Source organism: Sorangium sp. So ce363, from assembly GCF_051520435.1.
Classification (GTDB): Bacteria; Myxococcota_A; Polyangia; order Polyangiales; family Polyangiaceae; genus Sorangium; species Sorangium cellulosum_B.
Genome location: NZ_CP150333.1, coordinates 12581360 through 12599102 on the forward strand (window position 1 = coordinate 12581360; position 17743 = coordinate 12599102).

At 72.0% G+C, this 17743-nt stretch carries 13 protein-coding genes; 8 read left to right on the forward strand and 5 right to left on the reverse strand.

Annotation, left to right across the window (positions count from 1 at the left end; translation table 11 throughout):
• Positions 1 to 3: 3 nt before the first annotated feature.
• On the reverse strand, positions 4 to 1518 hold the full coding sequence (locus WMF12_RS47430; protein WP_437856792.1) for a hypothetical protein: 1515 nt from the start codon (positions 1516 to 1518) through the stop codon (positions 4 to 6).
• Positions 1519 to 1798: 280 nt separating this feature from the next.
• On the opposite strand from WMF12_RS47430, the gene WMF12_RS47435 reads away from it, so the two are divergent.
• From WMF12_RS47435 to WMF12_RS47455, 5 genes are all read left to right on the forward strand, one after another.
• Positions 1799 to 2341, forward strand: a complete 543-nt coding sequence (locus WMF12_RS47435) for an inorganic diphosphatase (protein ID WP_272096779.1) — start codon at positions 1799 to 1801, stop codon at positions 2339 to 2341.
• 672 nt (positions 2342 to 3013) lie between these two features.
• Positions 3014 to 4747 (forward strand): DUF1592 domain-containing protein, encoded by a 1734-nt coding sequence (locus WMF12_RS47440; RefSeq protein ID WP_437856807.1) that lies wholly within the window; start codon positions 3014 to 3016, stop codon positions 4745 to 4747.
• A 51-nt stretch (positions 4748 to 4798) separates the two neighbouring features.
• Positions 4799 to 6121 (forward strand): DUF1552 domain-containing protein, encoded by a 1323-nt coding sequence (locus tag WMF12_RS47445; RefSeq protein ID WP_437856811.1) that lies wholly within the window; start codon positions 4799 to 4801, stop codon positions 6119 to 6121.
• 100 nt (positions 6122 to 6221) lie between these two features.
• Positions 6222 to 7511, forward strand: a complete 1290-nt coding sequence (locus WMF12_RS47450) for a DUF1552 domain-containing protein (protein WP_437743297.1) — start codon at positions 6222 to 6224, stop codon at positions 7509 to 7511.
• 134 nt (positions 7512 to 7645) lie between these two features.
• A complete protein-coding gene (locus tag WMF12_RS47455) occupies positions 7646 to 10015 on the forward strand; it encodes a methyltransferase domain-containing protein (RefSeq protein ID WP_437856821.1) in 2370 nt (789 codons plus the stop codon).
• A 12-nt stretch (positions 10016 to 10027) separates the two neighbouring features.
• On the opposite strand, the gene WMF12_RS47460 is transcribed toward WMF12_RS47455, so the two are convergent.
• A complete protein-coding gene (locus WMF12_RS47460) occupies positions 10028 to 10480 on the reverse strand; it encodes a nuclear transport factor 2 family protein (RefSeq protein ID WP_437743299.1) in 453 nt (150 codons plus the stop codon).
• Positions 10481 to 10980: 500 nt separating this feature from the next.
• Here WMF12_RS47460 and WMF12_RS47465 point away from each other — a divergent pair, with 500 nt between their 5' ends.
• A complete protein-coding gene (locus tag WMF12_RS47465) occupies positions 10981 to 11712 on the forward strand; it encodes a hypothetical protein (RefSeq protein ID WP_437856827.1) in 732 nt (243 codons plus the stop codon).
• Between the two features lie 69 nt (positions 11713 to 11781).
• On the opposite strand, the gene miaA is transcribed toward WMF12_RS47465, so the two are convergent.
• The 3 genes from miaA to WMF12_RS47480 form a co-directional block, all read right to left on the reverse strand.
• Positions 11782 to 12660: a tRNA (adenosine(37)-N6)-dimethylallyltransferase MiaA gene (gene miaA / locus WMF12_RS47470; RefSeq protein WP_437873966.1), complete on the reverse strand. Its 879-nt coding sequence runs from the start codon at positions 12658 to 12660 to the stop codon at positions 11782 to 11784.
• A gap of 62 nt (positions 12661 to 12722) precedes the next feature.
• Positions 12723 to 14762: a DNA mismatch repair endonuclease MutL gene (gene mutL, locus WMF12_RS47475; protein ID WP_437856834.1), complete on the reverse strand. Its 2040-nt coding sequence runs from the start codon at positions 14760 to 14762 to the stop codon at positions 12723 to 12725.
• A complete protein-coding gene (locus tag WMF12_RS47480; protein WP_437856841.1) occupies positions 14759 to 15430 on the reverse strand; it encodes a hypothetical protein in 672 nt (223 codons plus the stop codon). Before WMF12_RS47480 ends, mutL begins: the two co-directional genes overlap by 4 nt.
• A 145-nt stretch (positions 15431 to 15575) precedes the next feature.
• Here WMF12_RS47480 and WMF12_RS47485 point away from each other — a divergent pair, with 145 nt between their 5' ends.
• Together WMF12_RS47485 and rsmI are read left to right on the forward strand one after the other, a co-directional pair.
• Positions 15576 to 16859 (forward strand): RNA polymerase factor sigma-32, encoded by a 1284-nt coding sequence (locus WMF12_RS47485; RefSeq protein WP_437856848.1) that lies wholly within the window; start codon positions 15576 to 15578, stop codon positions 16857 to 16859.
• A gap of 3 nt (positions 16860 to 16862) precedes the next feature.
• Positions 16863 to 17741: a 16S rRNA (cytidine(1402)-2'-O)-methyltransferase gene (gene rsmI, locus WMF12_RS47490; RefSeq protein WP_437743304.1), complete on the forward strand. Its 879-nt coding sequence runs from the start codon at positions 16863 to 16865 to the stop codon at positions 17739 to 17741.
• Positions 17742 to 17743: the final 2 nt, after the last annotated feature.

Consider the following 17743-nt stretch of genomic DNA (forward strand, 5'->3'; position numbering starts at 1 on the left):
CGCCTACCTGGAGAGCCAGACCGTGTACGCGTGCGGCATGAACGGCGCGTCGTCGGGATCGAAGGGGAGGCTGCGGATCATGCTGCCCGCGTTGACGCCCACGACGAGCAGCCCCGCGAGCCCGTCGAGCCCCACCACCGTGCGCTGCGCGCGGCTGCTGCCGAAGACGCCGGCCACGTCGACGCGGCCGGCCTCGGCGCCGTGCGCGTCGACCTTCACGATCGCCCAGCGGAACAGCGCGGGCAGCTCCCAGTCGGCCACGAAGGTGATCTCGGCCGTCCTGAGATCCGGCCGAGCGGCCGCGTTCTCCGCCGAGAGATCGAGCCAGAGATACGTCGCGCCGGTCGGCTCGATCGGGCGCAGGGGCGCGACCCGCCGCGGGAGCGTGGCGTAGGGCAGCGACCACTCGAAGCGAACCCGCCCGAAATCGCCGAAGCGCTCGGCGTCGGAGAGGTGCGCGCCGTCGCTGCGGCTGCCCAGGAACGCTCGCGCGATGGCGAACTCGAGGAGCAGGTCGTCGAGATCCTCGCCGCGCGATCGCAGGGACGCCCGGAGCGCATCGAACGTGTCGGGCTCGGCGTGGAAGCGCGCCGCGCCCGCGGGCGTGGACTGCGCCGCGATGGCGAGCAGCGACGTCGCGACCTGCGCCGGCGTCCCGGTGCCGTACGCGTCGTCGAGGTACCACGGAAAGAGCAGGCCGCCGTCGAGCGCGCCGAGCGCCGCGCCGGTGAGCGCCCGCTCGGGCGCCCGCTGGAAGGCGTCGACCGCGGCGAGCTCCTCGGCCGCGCAGGGCGCCGCGATGGCGGCGAGGTAGCTCGCCGTCATGGCGATCGCGCCCTCCTCCGCCCCGGCGTCGAGGCGCATGGCGACGGCGGCTCCGAGCGCGTAGGCCGCGTCGGACGCGCTCGCGCACCCGCCGCGCCCCGGCGCTGCGATGATGGCGAACGCGCTCGCGGCGTCGAACCGCTCCCCAAGCGCCCGCAGGTCGTGCCCCACGCGCGTCGGGCCGCGGCGCGGGCCGCGCTCCAGGTAGAGATCGTACGCTGGGCCGCCGCCCCGCGCGCCATCGGGGAGCGGGCGCGGCAGACCGAGCGCGTCGTAAGCCCGCATCGCGGCCTCCAGGTGGGTGAGGCTCTCGAGGAGGGCGGCGCCGGGGACGTCCGCGGGCGCGTGCACGCAGACGGGCAGCGTGAAGGAGCAAGCGCGTTGTTGGACGTCGCGGACATCGCGGAGGTCGCGCTCGTCCGGGCGCTGCACCGGCGAGACCACGGGTCGGCCCTCGGCCGGCGGAGCGGCGGCCGCTGAGGCGCCGTCGTCGGAGGGCGCCCCGGCCTGCGCGCTCGCGACGGGCGAGGGCGGCTTGGCCGACGTCGCGTCCGGCGCGCGCGCCGCTGCCGCGGGGGGGCCGCCGAGGGCCGCGCCCAGGGCGAGGACCACCAGCGCCCTGGGCGCCGTGCGTCGCAGCGCGGGCGCTCGCTCTGGTCGCGCGGCTGGGGCACGTGTGGGGAACGGTCTCATGGGGAGCGCACTTGGTATCCGGAGATCCGCCGGCGAGTCTGACCCGGCGGCTTCGCGCTAGCTCATCGCACGAGCGACCGCCCTTGCCCATGCTCGCCAACGTCGGTCCTGCGCCCCCCGCCGGCCCGCGCCGGGAGGGCCCCGGCGGCGGCGTGGCTCATCTCGTCCCAGAGCGGGAATACGGGGGTGTCTGGACCCCGATCTCACCGGATCGAACTCCTGGTATCGTGTGCGCCCCTCGCCCGCCTCCCGGGCGGGGGCGAAAGCCCAGGACGATTCAATGACCCATCCGCTTCACGACATCTTGCTCCCCGACAGCCGACACGACTTCTTCCCCGTGGTGATCGAGATCCCGAAAGGATCGAAGTGCAAGTATGAGCTCGACAAGAAGACGGGGCTCTTGATGCTCGACCGCGTGCTCTACTCGTCAGTGCACTACCCGGCCAATTACGGCTTCATCCCTCAGACGCACGCGGGCGACGGCGACCCGCTCGACGTCCTCGTCATCATGCAGGAGCCGGTCGTGCCGCTCACGATCGTGAGGGCGCGCGCCATCGGCGGCTTCTTCATGCGCGACGACAAGGGCGTCGACGACAAGATCATCGCGGTCGCCGTCGACGACCCCTCCGTGGCCCATTACCTGACCCACGAGGAGCTGCCGCCGCACGTGACCAAGGAGCTCATGCGGTTCTTCATCGACTACAAGACGCTCGAGAACAAGCTCGCAGAGGTAGATACGATGTACGACAGGAACCGCGCCCTGGAGGTCATCGAGGAGTCCGTCGCGAGCTATCGCTCGATCAGCGCCTGGTCCAAGGGCTGACGCGGCTGGCCCTGGGGGCCCGGTTGCAGCGGCGCACGGATGGATCGCGGAAGCGGTGGATCGCCCTTCCTGGACCCCTCGGCGTCCACCCCTCGCAACCTTCGAAAAAATCCAGAAACCGGGCATAGCGGCGCGAGGTAACCCTGCGAGAACACTCGGCACGAGGGTTGCTTTACCGCCCGCCGTGGATCGCTTCTCGACGCTCATGGACGACGAAGGCCTTGCCCAGCGGCTCGCCCAGAGCCCTGAGGTCGAAACGCGCCTGGCGATCCAGCGGCTCCGGTTCGACCTCGGATCCGGTGGGAGGTCGAGCTCTCTGGCGTGGCGGGTGACACCGTGAGTCGGCTCAACGCGGAGCGTCGAACTCGACTTCGCTCCGGGGAGAGCCGCCAAGGGCCCACCATGACGCATGCGGGCGAGCGGGCAGGGCAAAGACGCTGAAAACGACGCTGAAAACGATTCGAACGCGGCGAACGCAATCAACGCAAACAACACAAATGACGCGGACGATTCGGTGACAGGCCATTGAAGCGCGCGGGTATGCGCATGGATTATCGAGGCGACACCGCTTGATCGGGGCTTGACAACATGAGAGACATCAGCTTTTCTCAAGCAATGATGAGCACGCTTAATAGCTTAGTTTCGGCGAAAGCGTGTCGCCGCTACTCCGCAGTGGCGCTTCTCCTCGCCGGCCCGCTCGGTTGCCTGGGCAACCTCGGAAATCCCGACGGGACGCCCTCCGAGACCAGTAGCAGCGGCGACGGCACCGGCAACGGCAGTAGCAGCAGCGGCGGCGACGGCGGCGGCCCGCCGATCGGCGACCCGCCGGACGTGCCCCCGGAGATCCCGGAGGTGTCGGAATGCGAGGTTGCGGACAAGAGCACTCCGGGCCCGCGCGTGGTGCGTCGCCTGACGGTGGATCAATTTGAAGCCACTGTCCGCGATCTGTTCAAGGACCAGTCCGTCGCGCTTCCGAGCATCTTCAACGATCCGCAGGTGCTCGGGTTCTCGGCCGACGCGAACGCGCTGGTGATTCGCGACCTGACGGCCCAGCAGATCATGGATTGGGCCGAGACGACCGCCGACTGGGCGGTGACGAACAAGCTCGCCAGCATCACCACGACGACGTGCAGGACCCTGGACGCGAGCTGCCGGACCGAGTTCATCCGCGACTTCGGCCGCCGCGCGTTTCGCGACAAGCTCACGGACGAGCGCGTCGCGTCCTACGACGCGCTGTTCGGGGCGGAGACGTCGTTCGAGGACGGCGCCAAGGTGGTCGTGGGCGCCATGCTGCAGTCGCCGTACTTCCTCTATCGCCACGAGATCGGGACCGAGGCGAGCGGCTCGGGCGTCTACGAGCTCACCCCGCACGAGATCGCGAGCAACCTCTCGTACTTGCTGACCGGGACCATGCCGGACGAGGCGCTGCTGCAGGCCGCCGACGCGGCCGCCGCCCAGGGCGCCAACCTGACCAGCGAGCAGATCGCCCAGCACGCGCTGCGCCTGCTGGAGGACTCGGCGACAAGGCCGCTCGCCGAGAAGGAGATGATGCGGTTCATGCGCGGCTGGCTCCAGCTGAACCGCCTCGTCACCGCGGTGAAGGACAACACGGTCTTCGATCTCACGGACGCCCTGCGCAAGGACATGATGGCCGAGACGCAGGCGCTCGTCGTGGACACCGCGTTCAACCAGAACGGCACGTTCGCCAACCTCCTGCAGGCGGACTACACGTTCATCAACTCCAGCCTCGGTTCGCACTACGGCATCAACGGCGCCGGGGGCACCGAGCTGACGAAGGTGACGCTCACCCCAGGGCAGCGCGACGGGGGCATCCTGGCCCACGGCAGCTTCCTGACGGGGCATGGCAGCGCGAAGCTGTCCTCGCCGACCCAGCGCGGCAAGATGGTCCGCACGCGGCTCCTCTGCCAGCCGCTCGAGCCCCCGCCGCCCGGCGTGGATCCGAACGTCAAGCCCCTGGAGACGCCGGCGACCACGCGCGAGATGGTCGAGCAGCACACGAAGGCCGAATATTGCGCGGGCTGCCACAAGTTGACCGACAAGATCGGCGTCGGCTTCGAGCACTACGACACGTTCGGCCGCTGGCGGAACGATGAGAACGGGATCCCCGTCGACGTGACCGGCACGGTCGTCGAGCCGCCCACCGGCGAAGACGTCAATTTCAGCGGCGTCACCGAGCTGGCCGACTACCTCGCGGCGAGCGAGGACGTCAAGGCGTGCATGGTCCGTTACTGGTCGTACTACGCGTTCGGCGGCACCTGGGAGCAGGACGGCTGCACGTACGAGAAGGTCCAGGAGGAGGCCGCGGCGGACGAGTTCCGTCTCAAGAGCGTGTGGCTCGCGCTGACGCGCGCGCCGCACTTCACCCGCAGAGTTCAAGGTCCGTGACCCCACGGCTGCAACCCAAGAACAGATCGGTAGCGAGTGAAAGGATCGGTCATGCGCAGCCACAGTCGTAGGAAGTTTCTCAAGGGTGTCGGGGCCAGCCTGGGGGCCAGCCTTCTGTTCTCTCCCTTCTATGATTCCATCGCCAACGCGGCTCCCGGGAAGAAGCCGAAGCGGCTCCTGATCTTCTTCACCATGGGGACGGCCCCCTCGATCTGGAAGCCCAAGAGCGTCTCCGGCGAGACCCCCACGTTCAGCGAGTCCACCTCGCCGCTCGAGGAGGTGAAGGAGCACATCGTGATGCTGGACGGCCTCCCCAGCGGGAGCCCCAGCAACAACCACGGGTCCGCCGACGGCCTCACCGGGATGGGCTATTACAGCAACGGCCCGTACGGGCTGATCTCGGTCGACCAGTACATCGTCGAGAAGCTGAAGGGCAGCGGGCTGTCGACGCCCATCCCCTCGCTCCTGCTCGGCGCCGCCGTCGAGGGCGGCAAGACGGGGTTCTACAAGGGGACCAACCTGTCGCCCATCGGCTCCCCCACGTCCGCCTACTCGACCGTGTTCACGGGCTTCACGCCGTCCAACAACCAAGGCAGCACCGACAACAGCGCCGCCGAGGCCCTGCTGAAGCGGCGCAAGAGCGTCCTCGACAACCTCACGAAAGAGCTCACGTCGCTCAAGGGAAACCTGGGGAAGGAGCAGCAGTACAAGCTGGATCTGCACCTCGAGTCGATCCGCCAGCTCGAGCAGCGGCTCTCGAACACCATGACCCCGGGAGGCGGAGGAGGGACGGGCGCCTGCTCCGTCCCGGGAACGCCGAGCGGCGACATGACCAATGGCTTGAAGGCCAACCAGCTCCATCTGGATATCATCGTCGGCGCGTTCGCGTGCGATATCACCCGCATCGCCGCGATCCAGTGGGGCTCGGATCAGATGATGAACGCGAACCTGAGCGAGATCGGGCTCAGCGGTGAGGAGCATAACGGCATGATCCACACCGGCGCCCCTGCGCACCTCGACCTGATCAAGCTCGAGAAGTGGCTGCACCAGCAGTTCGTCGGCGTCATCAAGAAGCTGAAGGCGACGCCCGAGGCCGACGGCTCCGGGACGCTCCTCGACAACACGCTGGTCGCCTGGTGCCGTGACATGGGCGACGCGCCGAACCACACCCAGAACGAGATGAAGTTCGTCCTGGCGAGCGGCAACGGCGGCTATCTGAAGACGGCCCCTGGCGGCCGGTTCATCAAGAGCGGCGAGCGGCACGAGCGCGTGCTGCTCAGCCTGTGCGACGCGATGGGCGTCACGGACTTCTCCGGCTTCGGGGATCCGGCTCTGGGCAACAAGACGCCGCTCCCCGGCATCGCCGCGACCTGACACCGAGGGCGCGAGGCCGCTCGCCGCGACAGGTGCGCCCCCACGCACCTGTCGCGGCGAGCTCCGTTGGCGCGAGATCGGTAGCGTGAAAGGGTCGTTCATGCGCAGCAGTCGTCGTAGAGATTTCCTCAAGGGGCTGGGGGCCAGCGTTGGTGCCGGCTTCTTGTTCAACCCATTCCTCGACTCCATCGCCGAGGCGGCGCCCGGGCGGAAGCCCAAGCGGCTCCTTTTGTTCTGCACGATGGGGACCGCGCCATCGATCTGGAAGCCCACGAGCGTCTCGGGCGAGGCCCCCACGTTCAGCGAGTCGACGTCGCCGCTCGCGGACGTGAAGCAGCACGTCGTGCTCGTGGACGGCCTCCCCAGCGGGAATCCGGGGAACAACCACGGCGCGCCCGACGCCCTGACGGGGCTCGGCTTCAGCGACCCCGCCAAGCTGATCTCCGTCGACCAGTTCATCGCGGACAAGCTGATCGCCGCCGGCACGAAGACGCAGATCCCCTCGCTCTTGCTGGGGGCCGAGAGCACGGTGAACGGCGGGAGATCGCCGTATTATCGCAAGGACAACCTGCCGGGCATCGCCTCTCCGACGTCCGCCTACTCCACCCTGTTCGGCTCGGCGATCCCGTCGAACACGTCGTCAGACGATCTCTTGCGCCGTCGCAAGAGCGTCCTCGACCACCTCAAGAACGAGATCAAGGCGCTCGAGGGGAACCTCGGCTCCGAGCAGAAGTACAAGCTGGAGCTGCACATCGACTCGATCCGGCAGATCGAGGAGCGGCTGTCCAACGCGTCGTCCGGCCAGACCGGCGGCTGCAGCGTGCCGACCAAGCCCTCCACCGATCCGGCCAACCCGCTCCAGGCCAACCTGCTCCACATGGATCTCCTCGTCGGCGCGTTCGCGTGCGACATCACCCGCGTCGGCGCGATCCAGTGGGGCTCGGATCAGGCCATGAACGTCGATCTCCCGGACATCGGGCTGAAGGGCGACGAGCACGGCGCCATGATCCACACCGGCGCACCGGCGCACCTCGACCTGATCAAGCTGGAGAAGTGGCTGTCGCAGCGGTTCGTCGACCTCATCAACAAGCTGAAGGCGATCCCAGAGGCCGACGGCTCCGGGACGCTCTTCGACAACACGCTGATCGCGTGGTGCCGCGACATGGGCGACTCGCCGAACCACAACCAGAACGAGATGAAGTTCGTCCTGGCGAGCGGCGAAGGCGGCTATCTGAAGACGGCCCCTGGCGGCCGGTACATCAAGAGCGGCGAGCGGCACGAGCGCGTGCTGCTCAGCCTGTGCGACGCGATGGGCGTCACGGACTTCGCCGGCTTCGGCGATCCGAACCTGCGGTCCAAGTCGCCGCTCCCGGGCCTTTCGGCCAGCTGAGGCGGCCGGCGCGCCGCTTCCCGGCGCGCGCGCTCCGGTTCCCCGCGACCGCCGCGTCGCGCCCGGGCGCCTGCGCGCTCCCGGGCGCACGCCGCCGTCGACCCCCGTCCTGTGCCCGGCGTACACTCGTCACCATGACGACGCGCGCGCCGGCGGGATACGAGGCAGATCAACGGCGAGACGACCTGTCCGCGTACGCGCGGTACCTGTCCGCGATGGACGCGTCGATGCGCCAGAAGGTCGCGCTCACGGCAGCGCACCTCCTGTGCGAGGGCCGCGTCGCCGACATGGGCATGGGCTCGGGGCAGGGCAGCGCCGCGCTGGCCCAGCTCTACCCGCGCCTCGAGGTGATCGGCGTCGACATCGATCCGACGGTCGTCGAGCTCGCGCGCCGAGCTCATCAGCAGCCGAACCTGGGCTTTCAGCTGGGCGACATCGCCACGACGGTATTCCCGCCCGAGAGCCTCGACGGCGTCTTCGACTCGTCGGTGCTCCACCACGTCACCTCCTACGGCGGTTACCGCCACGCGAACGCCGCGGAAGCGCTGGCGGCGCAGGTGGAGCAGCTCTCGCCGGGCGGGGTGCTCGTGGTGAGGGACTTCGTCGATCCCGGGCCGGAGGCGGTGTTTCTGGACGTGCCGGCCGAGGACGGCGACGACGGCCGCGATCCCCGCAGCGCCTCGACGGCGGCGCTGCTTGAGCGGTTCGCGGGCGAGTTTCGCTCGCTCTCGCCGGAGCCGGGGTTCCCGCTGGCGCGCGCCCCGCGCGAGCCCTCCGGCGCGCTCCCCGCGCCGCGCCCGGGGTGGCGCCGGTACCGGCTCGCCCACAAGCATGCTGTCGAGTTCGTGTTGAGGAAGGATTACCGCGCTGACTGGGAAGCCGAGGTCAAGGAGGAGTATACCTATTTTTCTCAAGCGCAGTTCGAGGCGCTCTTTGCCCGGCTCGGCCTGCGCGTGCTGTCGTCGACGCCGCTGCGCAACCCCTGGATCGTGCGGAACCGATTCGTCGGTCGCTTCGAGCTCCGGGACACCACGGGCGCCTGCCTGCCTTATCCGCCCACCAACTACCTGATCGTCGGAGAGAAGGTGAAGGCCGGTCAAGGGGTCGCGTTCCGGCTCGCGCCCGCGGAGGGCGCCCGGCAGTTCTTGCGGATCGAGCACCACCAGGATCGGGCGACAGGGCAGGTGTTCGACCTGGCGGCGCGGCCGCACCCCACGCTGGACATCGTGCCGTTCTTCTTCGCGGGGGAGACGGCGTATGTGCTGGCGCGGACCAGCTATCCGCGGCCGATCGCGCGCGCCTGCCGCGAGGAGACGCCTCCCCTCGACGGCAGCGGGCCGGCGGACTATCTGGCCGAGCCGATCGCGGTCGTGCAGACCGAGTTCCCGGTCGGGCACACGGTCGAGCATGCGCTGGAGCGGGCGGCCGGGGTGCGGGCGGCGGCGATCCAGCGCATGATCCCGGGCACGACGTACTATCCGTCGCCGGGCGGCATCCTCGAAGAGGTGCGCTCGATGCTGGTGGAGGTCGAGCCCACGTATGTGAACGCGCCCTCGGAGAACGTGTCGGGGTTCGGCACCTCGGGGCGCATCCGCGCCATCGAGGCGCGCCAGCTCCTCCGCGCCGCGCAGGTCGGCGGCCTGCCCGACGCGCGGCTCGAGCTGAACGTCTACGACCTCCTGGCGCGCTTCGGCCTGCCGTTCGGGCCGTGGATCGGCGACGAGATCCCGCTCGCGGCGGCCGGCGCGGGCGCTGCGGGCGTCGCTGGCGGTGCCGGCGCCGGCGACGACGACGGCGGCGTGGCCGCCGTGCAGCCGACGTCGCTCGCCGCGCTGCTCGGGCGCCCGGGCCGCCGGAGGTTCTCGCGGGTGGACCCGAGCGCCAGCGCGGGGTTCCTCGAGGTACGGCGGGCGCGCTTCGAGGAGCTGACCGCAGACGGCGGCGTGGTGGCCGCGCGGGAGCTGGAGTACGTGGTGCCTCGGCCGCTCGGGGTGCTCACGGTCTCGACGGCGCTGCTCGCGCGGGCGCCGTCGGGGGAGGTCGTGCTCGGCGTGGACGACCACGATCTGCCGGCCGCCCAGAGCTTCTCGGGCGACAGCGGCATCCTGGTCGCGCCGGCGTGGCGGCTGCCGCGGAGCGTGAGCGCGCTGGCGGCCGCCGAGGCGTTCGTGCGCGAGCGGCTGCAGGCCGAGTACGGCGTTCGGGTGGGGGCGGCCGTCGAGCTCGGCGGGGCCTACCGCCCTTCGGCAGGGCTGACCCCGGAGCTGGTCCAGCCGCTCGCCTTCGTGGTCACCGCGGCGCCTGCCTCGGCCGGCGCGCCCGCCCCGGCTGCCGCCGTGCCCGACCTCGCGCCGGGGTCCGATGCCGCTCGGCGGCTCTCGTGGGTGCCGCTTATCGAGCTCGTCGCGGGGCGAGAGCGCCTGCCGGACGGCCACCTCCGCGTCGCGGCCCTGCGCGCGGCGCACGCGCTCGGCCTGGCGATCGCGCCGCAACACCCGCGGTGACCCGCGGCGGGCTCACCTGAGCGCTTCCTCGAACATGTTCGTGTTGCCGGTCTGGTACGACATCTCGAACCTGACCTTGGAGATCTTCCAGCCGCCGGCGTGCCTGGCGAGCTCATAGCGGTAGTGGCCCGCGACCAGCCAGTCCTCGCCGCCCGGCGCGCGCGCGAACCGATGGTGGGCGCGGACATGGCATTCCACGGAGGCGTGCTCTCCTTTCACCTCGATATCGAGGGGGCCGAGGAAATGTTGTGATGCGTCGATCGCGTCGTGAAACTTGCTCCAGCCCGCGAGCAGATCGTCCGTCTTCTGCTCCTGCGGCTCGCCCCCGAAGACCGACGTGAAATCGGCCACCACGACGTCCGCATAGAGGCCGCGGAGCTCGGTCCAGCGCCGCTTATCGATGTGGTGGGCGATCCGGACAACGACATTCTGGATCGCCTGCACGTCATTCAACTCTCGCGTCATGGCCGTCCTTTCTTCGCGTGGAGCAGGAGACGCCGTGCTCCGTGGTGAGCTCTCTCGAGCCGTTCCTTGTCGGAGGAGAGATGCGGTTAGCATGGACGTAAAAAGGCGAGAAGGGCCCCGCCCTCTCGCCCTCTGGGGTTCGACATCGTCCGAGGGAGGCTGCCGACCCGGAGCGGCGCGGCGCGGCGCGGCGTTGGGCGCGCGCGCGCCCGCGCCGCCGGGGTGAGCCCATGAAGCCCAGCGAGCTGCGGTGTCGATGACGCGCTGGTGGCCCCCTGATGCTTGGACCCCGCAACCGCGCTCGGCGGACGGCGGTTTCGAGGCCTCAGCGGCGCCGCCGGCGCGCGCGAACATGCCGTATCTGCGCGCGCCGCCCGCGCGCGCGAGGAGATCCGGGCCTCCGCGGCGGCTGGCACGCCGGGCGCTTACCGCGCCGCACATCGCCGGTTCGCCGGCCGCTCCCCGCGGCGCACAGCGGGGCGGAAGACTCCATGGAACTCATGAGCAATTCCCTGAAGATCCCAATGGCCGGCGCCGCGCCGACGGACCTCGCGAGCCGGAGCAGGAGGCTCGGGTGGAGCGCGCGCGCCGATGCCGGGAGGGCCCGGTCGTTCGTCGCCCTGCGCGGGCGCATGCTCGCGAGCCCGAGCCTGGCCGGGGCGCTCCAGTTCATGCAGGTGACGACCCGCCCCTGGGAGCCGCATGAGCTCAGGGCGTGGCTCGGCGAGCACGTGATCGCTCCGGGGTGGATGAGGCCCCCGCGCGCGGTGCGCGAGCCGGGCGCGGAGACCGTGGCGCTCGGCGAGCTGGACGAGCGGCCCGAGGCGGTCGCGGCGCTCACCGCGCGCGCGCGCCGGCGCGTGGGGAGCGCGCTGCTCGACTTCGTGGCACCGGACCCCGAGGGGAAGTTTCTCCGTGCAGCGCTGTACAGCGCGCGCGTCCGCTGGACCGTGGTGGGCGACCGATCAGGCTGGCTGCCGGCGCCGTGCGAGAGCGACTTCCTGAGCGACGTCGTGCTCAGCCTCTTCGCCGCGGCGATCCTCTCGGGCCCGGACATCTATCAGCGCCACATGACCGTCTGCTCGCACTGCGGGCGCGTCGCGTTTGCCCAGGAGGCGCGGCCGTCCACCGCGGCCTGCCCGCGCTGCGACGGCGAGGTCCGGTGGCGCGTTCCCCTGGCCGGAGCGGGCCGGCGCCGCGGCGGCGGTGGGACCGGCGAAGAGCGCGCATGAGCGGCGCCCGCGGCGCCTCGCCGGTGGGTGGTCCTGGTGTAAAATATTGGAATTATTATGGTTTATGGCTCATGGCAGCGCGACGTACGCGATTGCCTGGTCCCTCAACCACGTGCGTTGCCGGCGCACGAAGGTGCGTGTGGCGCGCACGATCGCCGGCGCGAGCTCGTCGGCCGGCAGGCGCCCTTCCAGGTGCTCCCGCACCTGCCGGTAGCCGACGGAGCCCATCGCCCGCGCGTCGCCGTAGCCGCGGGAGAGGAGCGAGCGGACCTCGTCCACCCAGCCCTGCTCCAGCCACCCGGCGACGCGGGCGTCGATGCGGCGGTCGAGCTCGGCGCGGTCCCGGTGCACCGCGAGCAGGCGCGCGGCGTGCCGGCGCTCCCGGAAGCCGTGCTCCGCGTGCCACGCGCTCTGCGTCCGGCCCGAGCGCTCGTAGATCTCCAGCGCCCGGCTGACCCGCACGAGGTCGTTGGGCGCGAGGCGGGCCGCGCTCTCCGGATCCACGGCGGCGAGGCGCGCGTGGAGCGCGGCGCGCCCCTCGGCGTCGGCGATCGCGCGGTGGCGCGCGCGCACCTCGGGATCGGCGGGCGGCGCGGGCGACAGGCCGAGCACGAGCGCCTTCACCCAGAGGAACGTGCCGCCGCAGACGACGGGGACCCGGCCGCGGCCGCGGATGTCGTCGATCGCCGCCTCCGCGAGCTCCGCGAAGCGCTGGGCGTCGATCGCCTGGAGCGGATCGACCGCGTCGACCAGGTGGTGCGGCGCGCGCGCCCGCTCGGTGGGCGTCGGCTTCCCGGAGCCGAGGTCGAACTCCCGGTAGATCTGCACGCTGTCGGCGCTCACCACCTCGCCGCCGAACCGCTCCGCGATCCGGATGGCGAGCTCGGTCTTGCCGCTCGCGGTCGGGCCGACCACGACGAGCAGCTCACCCGGCGCCGGCGGCGCGATCGTCTCCCACGACGGCGGCGCGGCCGCGCCGGCGTCCGGGGCGAGGTCGAGCGCCGCCTCGCTCACCGCCTCCCCACGCGGTGCTCCAGCTCCGGCCAGCCGACGCGCATCACGATGGGCCGACCGTGCGGGCAGTGGCCGGCGAAGTCGACCTCGTCGAGCGCCGTGAGCAGCGCCCGCGCCTCCTCCGGCGCCACCGGGTCGCCCGCGCGCAGCGAGCCGTGGCAGGCCATCGTCGCCAGCGCGAGGTCCACCGCGCCCGAGAAGGCGCGCTCGCCCGAGTGGCTGAGCTCGTCCACGAGGTCGCGCACGAGGCGCTCGGGCGCCGCGCGGCGGAGCAGCGTCGGCACCGCGTGCACCGCGAGCTGCGCCGCGCCCGCCGGGCGCACGTCGAGCCCGAGCCGCGCGATCGCCTCCTGCGCCTCCTCGACGAGCGACACCTCCGCGGGGGCCGCCTGGACGATCACCGGGAAGAGCAGCTTCTGCGTCGCGACGTCGCGCCCGTCGTACGACGCGCGCAGGCGGTGGAACGTCACGCGCTCCGCCGCCGCGTGCTGATCGAGGAAGTAGATGCCGTCCGGCCCCTCGCACACGAAGAAGGTGTTGCGCACCTGGGCGAGGAAGCGCAGCGACCCCCAGGCGACCACGCGCTCGGCCGCGGCGAGCACCGGCGCACCGCGCGCCGGTAGATCCGGGTAGGGGACGGGCGGCGACCCCGGCGCGGGCACCGGCGGCTCGCCCGGCCCGCCGCGCGCCGGGAAATCGAGCGCCGCGATGTCGGCCCACGCCCCGAGCTGCGCCGGCGCCGCCGGCCCGGCTGGCGCAGCGTGAGGACGTGCCGGCGGGACCCCGCCGAGGTCGCCGCCGAGGCCCCATGGATCGCCCGGCGGCGCCTGCGGCTCGCCCGATGCGCCCGCCGTGGGCGTCGACGCGCCCGCCGCGGGCGCCTCCGCCGCGGGGCCGCTCGACCAGACCCAGGCGTCTCCGGGCGGGGGCGCCGCGTCCTCGAAGAGCTTGCCCTTGCGGCCCTGGAAGCCGCCGGGGGCCGGCGCGGGCAGGCCGAACGCCGCGGCCACCTGCGCGGCGACGATCTTGTAGAGCGCGTCGGCGACGGCGCGGCCGTCGGCGAAGCGGACCTCGGCCTTCTGGGGGTGGACGTTCACGTCCACGAGCTCGGCGGGCAGATCGATGAACACCGCGCCGATGGGGTACCGGCCCGGCTCGAGGACGCTGCCGTAGGCGAGCGCGATCGAGCGCGCCAGCGAGCGGTCGCGCACGTGCCGGCCGTTCACGAACATCCACAGCCAGCTGGCGCCCGAGCGGGCGCGCTCGGGCCGCGACACGAACGCCTCGACCGTGAGCGGCCCGCGCTGGCCAGCGCACGTCGCGAGCTCCTCGCCCGCGAGCATCGCGCGCGCCCGCTCCGCGCGGCTCGAGGTGCGCAGCCACTCCCGCGCGACGCGCCCGTCGCGCGAGAGGATCAGCGTCACGCCCGGCTCGCCGAGCGCGACCGCCTGCGCGATCTCGGACACGTGCGCCGACTCGGTGCCGACGGCGCGCAGGAACTTGCGCCGCGCGGGGACGTTGAAGAAGAGATCGCGCACCTCGACCACGGTGCCGGCGGCGCACCCGCAGGGGATGGCCTGCGCCGCGCCGCCGCCCTCGATCCGGATCTCCGTCCCCTCGGACTCGCCGTCGCGCCGCGTCCGCAGCGAGAAGCGGCTCACCGAGGCGATGCTCGGGAGCGCCTCGCCGCGGAAGCCGAAGCTCTGGATGCTGCGGAGGTCGTCGAGCCGGGCGATCTTGCTCGTGGCGTGGCGGAGCACCGCGAGGGAGGCGTCCTCGCGGCTCATCCCGCGCCCGTCGTCCGCGACGCGCACCAGGCCGACCCCGCCCCCCTCGATGTCGACGCGGATGCGGCGCGCGCCCGCGTCGAGCGCGTTCTCGACGAGCTCCTTCACGACGCTCGCCGGCCGCTCGACCACCTCGCCCGCCGCGATCTGGTTGGCGAGGTCGTCCGGGAGGATGGCGACTCTCCGCTCCTCGGCCTGCGTGAGCGTCGATCGAGGATCCGCGCCGGCGATCCTCTCCGCGGAGCTCATGGCTCGTCGCCGGGGTCGACCGTCCGGGCGATCGCCTGGAAGTACATCTTGGTGCGCTCCCGCGTCAGCGCCACCGCGGCGGAGCCGAGGACGGCCAGCTCGAAGATCACGAAGCGCACCCGCTCGGCGGTCCACCAGAGGCCGGTGTTCGTGAGGCCCGCGCGCTCGGGGATGTCCGGCGGAAGGAGCGCCCCCGCCTGCGCCACCATGTCGATCCAGGCGCCGCGGACGCCCCGCGTGAGCGCGTACTCGACCGCGGCGAAGGCCAGGTTGGCGACGAGGACCTGGAGGACGAAGCCGCGCGTGCCGGGCCGCCCGCCGAGCGCCAGCCCGCTCGCGACGACGAGCAGCCCGCCGAGGAGCAGCTTCCCGATGCTGAGGGGGAAGGAGACGTCCTGGTACAGGCTCAGCGCGCGCGCCTGCGCGGCCTCGAGCACGAGGAACGTGAACTGGAACGGATCCCCCTGGTCGCGCGCTTGCTCGGCCACGGCCATGACGTCGGGGGCCATGCCGGCGCGCAGGTACATGGCCGTCCCGCACCCGGCCATGAAGCCGCGCACGCCGATGAGCCAGGTGAGCAGCATGGTGGCCACCAGGTACCAGGGGCGCAGCGAGCGCGGGCGCGGAGGGCGGTGCGAGTCCACGTGGAGGAGGCTGGCGTGTAGCACGTTCTCCGATCTCGCGCGCTCTCTTCCTTACCTGCGGATCGCGGAGCGGGTAGCCTCCGGATCGCGAAGCGCCCGCGCGCCTGCGCGCCGGCACAGGTGGCGCGGTGCGGCGGGGCTGTACTAGAACTTCGAGGACGAGGTCCGGGTGGCGAAGAGCAAGAGCGAGCCGCGAACGAAGCGAACGAAGGGGACCGGAGCGCCCCAGCCCGACGGGGTGGCGAAGGCGGGGCCCGAGGCCGGAGCGGACGATGAAGGCGCGGACCTCCGGCCCGACTCGGACGCGGCCCCCCGGCCTGCCGCAAAGCGCCGCGCGCGCTCCACCGCGAAGGACGGCGGGCGCGCGGGCGGCGAGGCGCAGCCCGCGGCGAGCGACGACGAGGGCCCGCGCGAGGATGACGACGAGGCGGACGGCGCGCCCGAGAGCGGCGCCGCGAGGGCGGGCGACGTCGACGAGGGCGATGTCGTGGAGGTCGTCGGCGAGGTGATCGACGACGCGAGCGTCGATCTGAACGACATCGAGCTGCCGCGCTCCGCGCGGGCCAGCGGCGGCGAGGGCCGCGGCGGCGGCGACGCCGCGCTGTCGCGCACGGACCCGCTGCAGGCTTACCTGCGCGAGGTGCAGCGCCACGCGCTGCTCACGCCGGACGAGGAGAAGGAGCTGACGATCAAGTACACGAAGACGCAGGACGTCGCGACCGCCGCGCGGCTCGTGACGGCGAACCTGCGGCTCGTGGTCAAGCTCGCGTACGAGTACCGGCGCGCCTACAAGAACATCATGGACCTCATCCAGGAGGGGAACATCGGCCTGATGCAGGCCGTGAAGCGCTACGACCCGTACCGCGGCGTGAAGCTCTCCTCCTACGCGGCCTGGTGGATCCGCGCGTACATCCTCCGCTTCATCCTCAACAACTGGCGCCTCGTGAAGCTCGGCACGACGCAGGCGCAGCGGAAGCTCTTCTTCAACCTCAACAAGGAGAAGGCGAAGCTCTCGGCGATGGGCATCGAGCCCACGGCGGCGGAGATCGCGAAGCGCCTGTCGGTCGAGGAGAAGGAGGTTGTCGACATGGACCGCCGCCTCGCGAGCGGCGAGGCCTCGCTCGACGCCCCGGTCGGCGACCTCGAGGGCCGGACGATCCCGCGCGTCGAGCTGCTCGTGTCGTCGGGGGCGAGCCCGGACACCGCGTACGAGGCGAGCGAGATGGGCAGGCTCGTCCACGATCGGCTCTCGAAGTTCCGCGAGACGCTGAAGGGCAAGGACGTGATCATCTTCGACAAGCGCATGGCCGCCGAGGATCCGCTCACGCTCCAGGAGCTCGGCAACGAGTTCGGCATCTCGCGCGAGCGCGTGCGCCAGCTCGAGGCGCGGCTCCAGTCCAAGCTGCGGACGTACCTCCAGGAGGAGCTCGGCGACGCCGTCGAGATGGACTAGGCCGTGTCGAGCGGCGGCGAGCAGGGCGGGTCGAGCGATCGCGGGTGCCTCTACGTCGTGGCGACGCCGATCGGCAACCTCGGCGACATCACGCTGCGCGCGGTCGAGACGCTGCGCGGGGCGGACCGGATCCTCGCGGAGGACACGCGGCGGGCCCGGGCGCTCCTCGGCCACCTCGGCGTCTCGGGCAAGCCGGTCGACCGGTTCGACGCGCACGCCTCGGAGGCGGACGCGGCGCGCGCGGCCGCGCGGCTCGCGGCGGGCGAGTCGATCGCCTTCATGACCGACGCCGGCACGCCTGTCGTGAGCGATCCGGGGACGGCGCTCGTGCGCGCGGCCACGGAGGCGGGGGCGCGCGTCGTGGCGATCCCCGGGCCGAGCGCGGTGATGGTGGCGGTGAGCGCGTCGGGGCTCGTGACGGGGGGCTTCCGCTTCGTCGGGTTCCTGCCCCGCGGCGGGCGCGAGCGGCGCGAGGCGCTGGCCCTCGTCACGTCGACGCCGGAGGCGGTGGTGCTGTTCGAGTCGCCGCGGCGCTTCCGCGAGACGCTCGCCGACCTCGCCGAGCGGATGCCCGGGCGGCGCGCCGTCGTCGCGCGCGAGCTGACGAAGGTGCACGAGGAGATCCTGAGCGGCAGCGTGGAGGAGCTCGCGGCGATCGAGCGGGAGTGGCTCGGGGAGATCACGCTCGTGCTCGCGCCCGCGGCGCCGGCCGCGGAGGGCGCGCGCCCGAGCGACGAGGAGCTCGACGCGCGCATCGATCGGGAGCTCGCCCAGGGGAGGCGGGCCAAGCACATCGCCGAGGAGCTGTCGGTGGAGCTCGGGCTACCGCGGCGCGAGATCTACGCGCGGGCGGTGGCGCGGCGGGGGGAGCCGCGCGGGTAGAG

Excerpts from the sequence above, each read along its gene's own strand:
- WMF12_RS47430 (WP_437856792.1), bottom strand. The coding sequence starts at position 1,518 with ATGAGACCGTTCCCCACACGTGCCCCAGCCGCGCGACCAGAGCGAGCG.
- WMF12_RS47435 (WP_272096779.1), top strand. The coding sequence starts at position 1,799 with ATGACCCATCCGCTTCACGACATCTTGCTCCCCGACAGCCGACACGAC.
- WMF12_RS47445 (WP_437856811.1), top strand. The coding sequence starts at position 4,799 with ATGCGCAGCCACAGTCGTAGGAAGTTTCTCAAGGGTGTCGGGGCCAGC.
- WMF12_RS47450 (WP_437743297.1), top strand. The coding sequence starts at position 6,222 with ATGCGCAGCAGTCGTCGTAGAGATTTCCTCAAGGGGCTGGGGGCCAGC.
- WMF12_RS47455 (WP_437856821.1), top strand. The coding sequence starts at position 7,646 with ATGACGACGCGCGCGCCGGCGGGATACGAGGCAGATCAACGGCGAGAC.
- WMF12_RS47460 (WP_437743299.1), bottom strand. The coding sequence starts at position 10,480 with ATGACGCGAGAGTTGAATGACGTGCAGGCGATCCAGAATGTCGTTGTC.
- WMF12_RS47465 (WP_437856827.1), top strand. The coding sequence starts at position 10,981 with ATGAGCAATTCCCTGAAGATCCCAATGGCCGGCGCCGCGCCGACGGAC.
- mutL (WP_437856834.1), bottom strand. The coding sequence starts at position 14,762 with ATGAGCTCCGCGGAGAGGATCGCCGGCGCGGATCCTCGATCGACGCTC.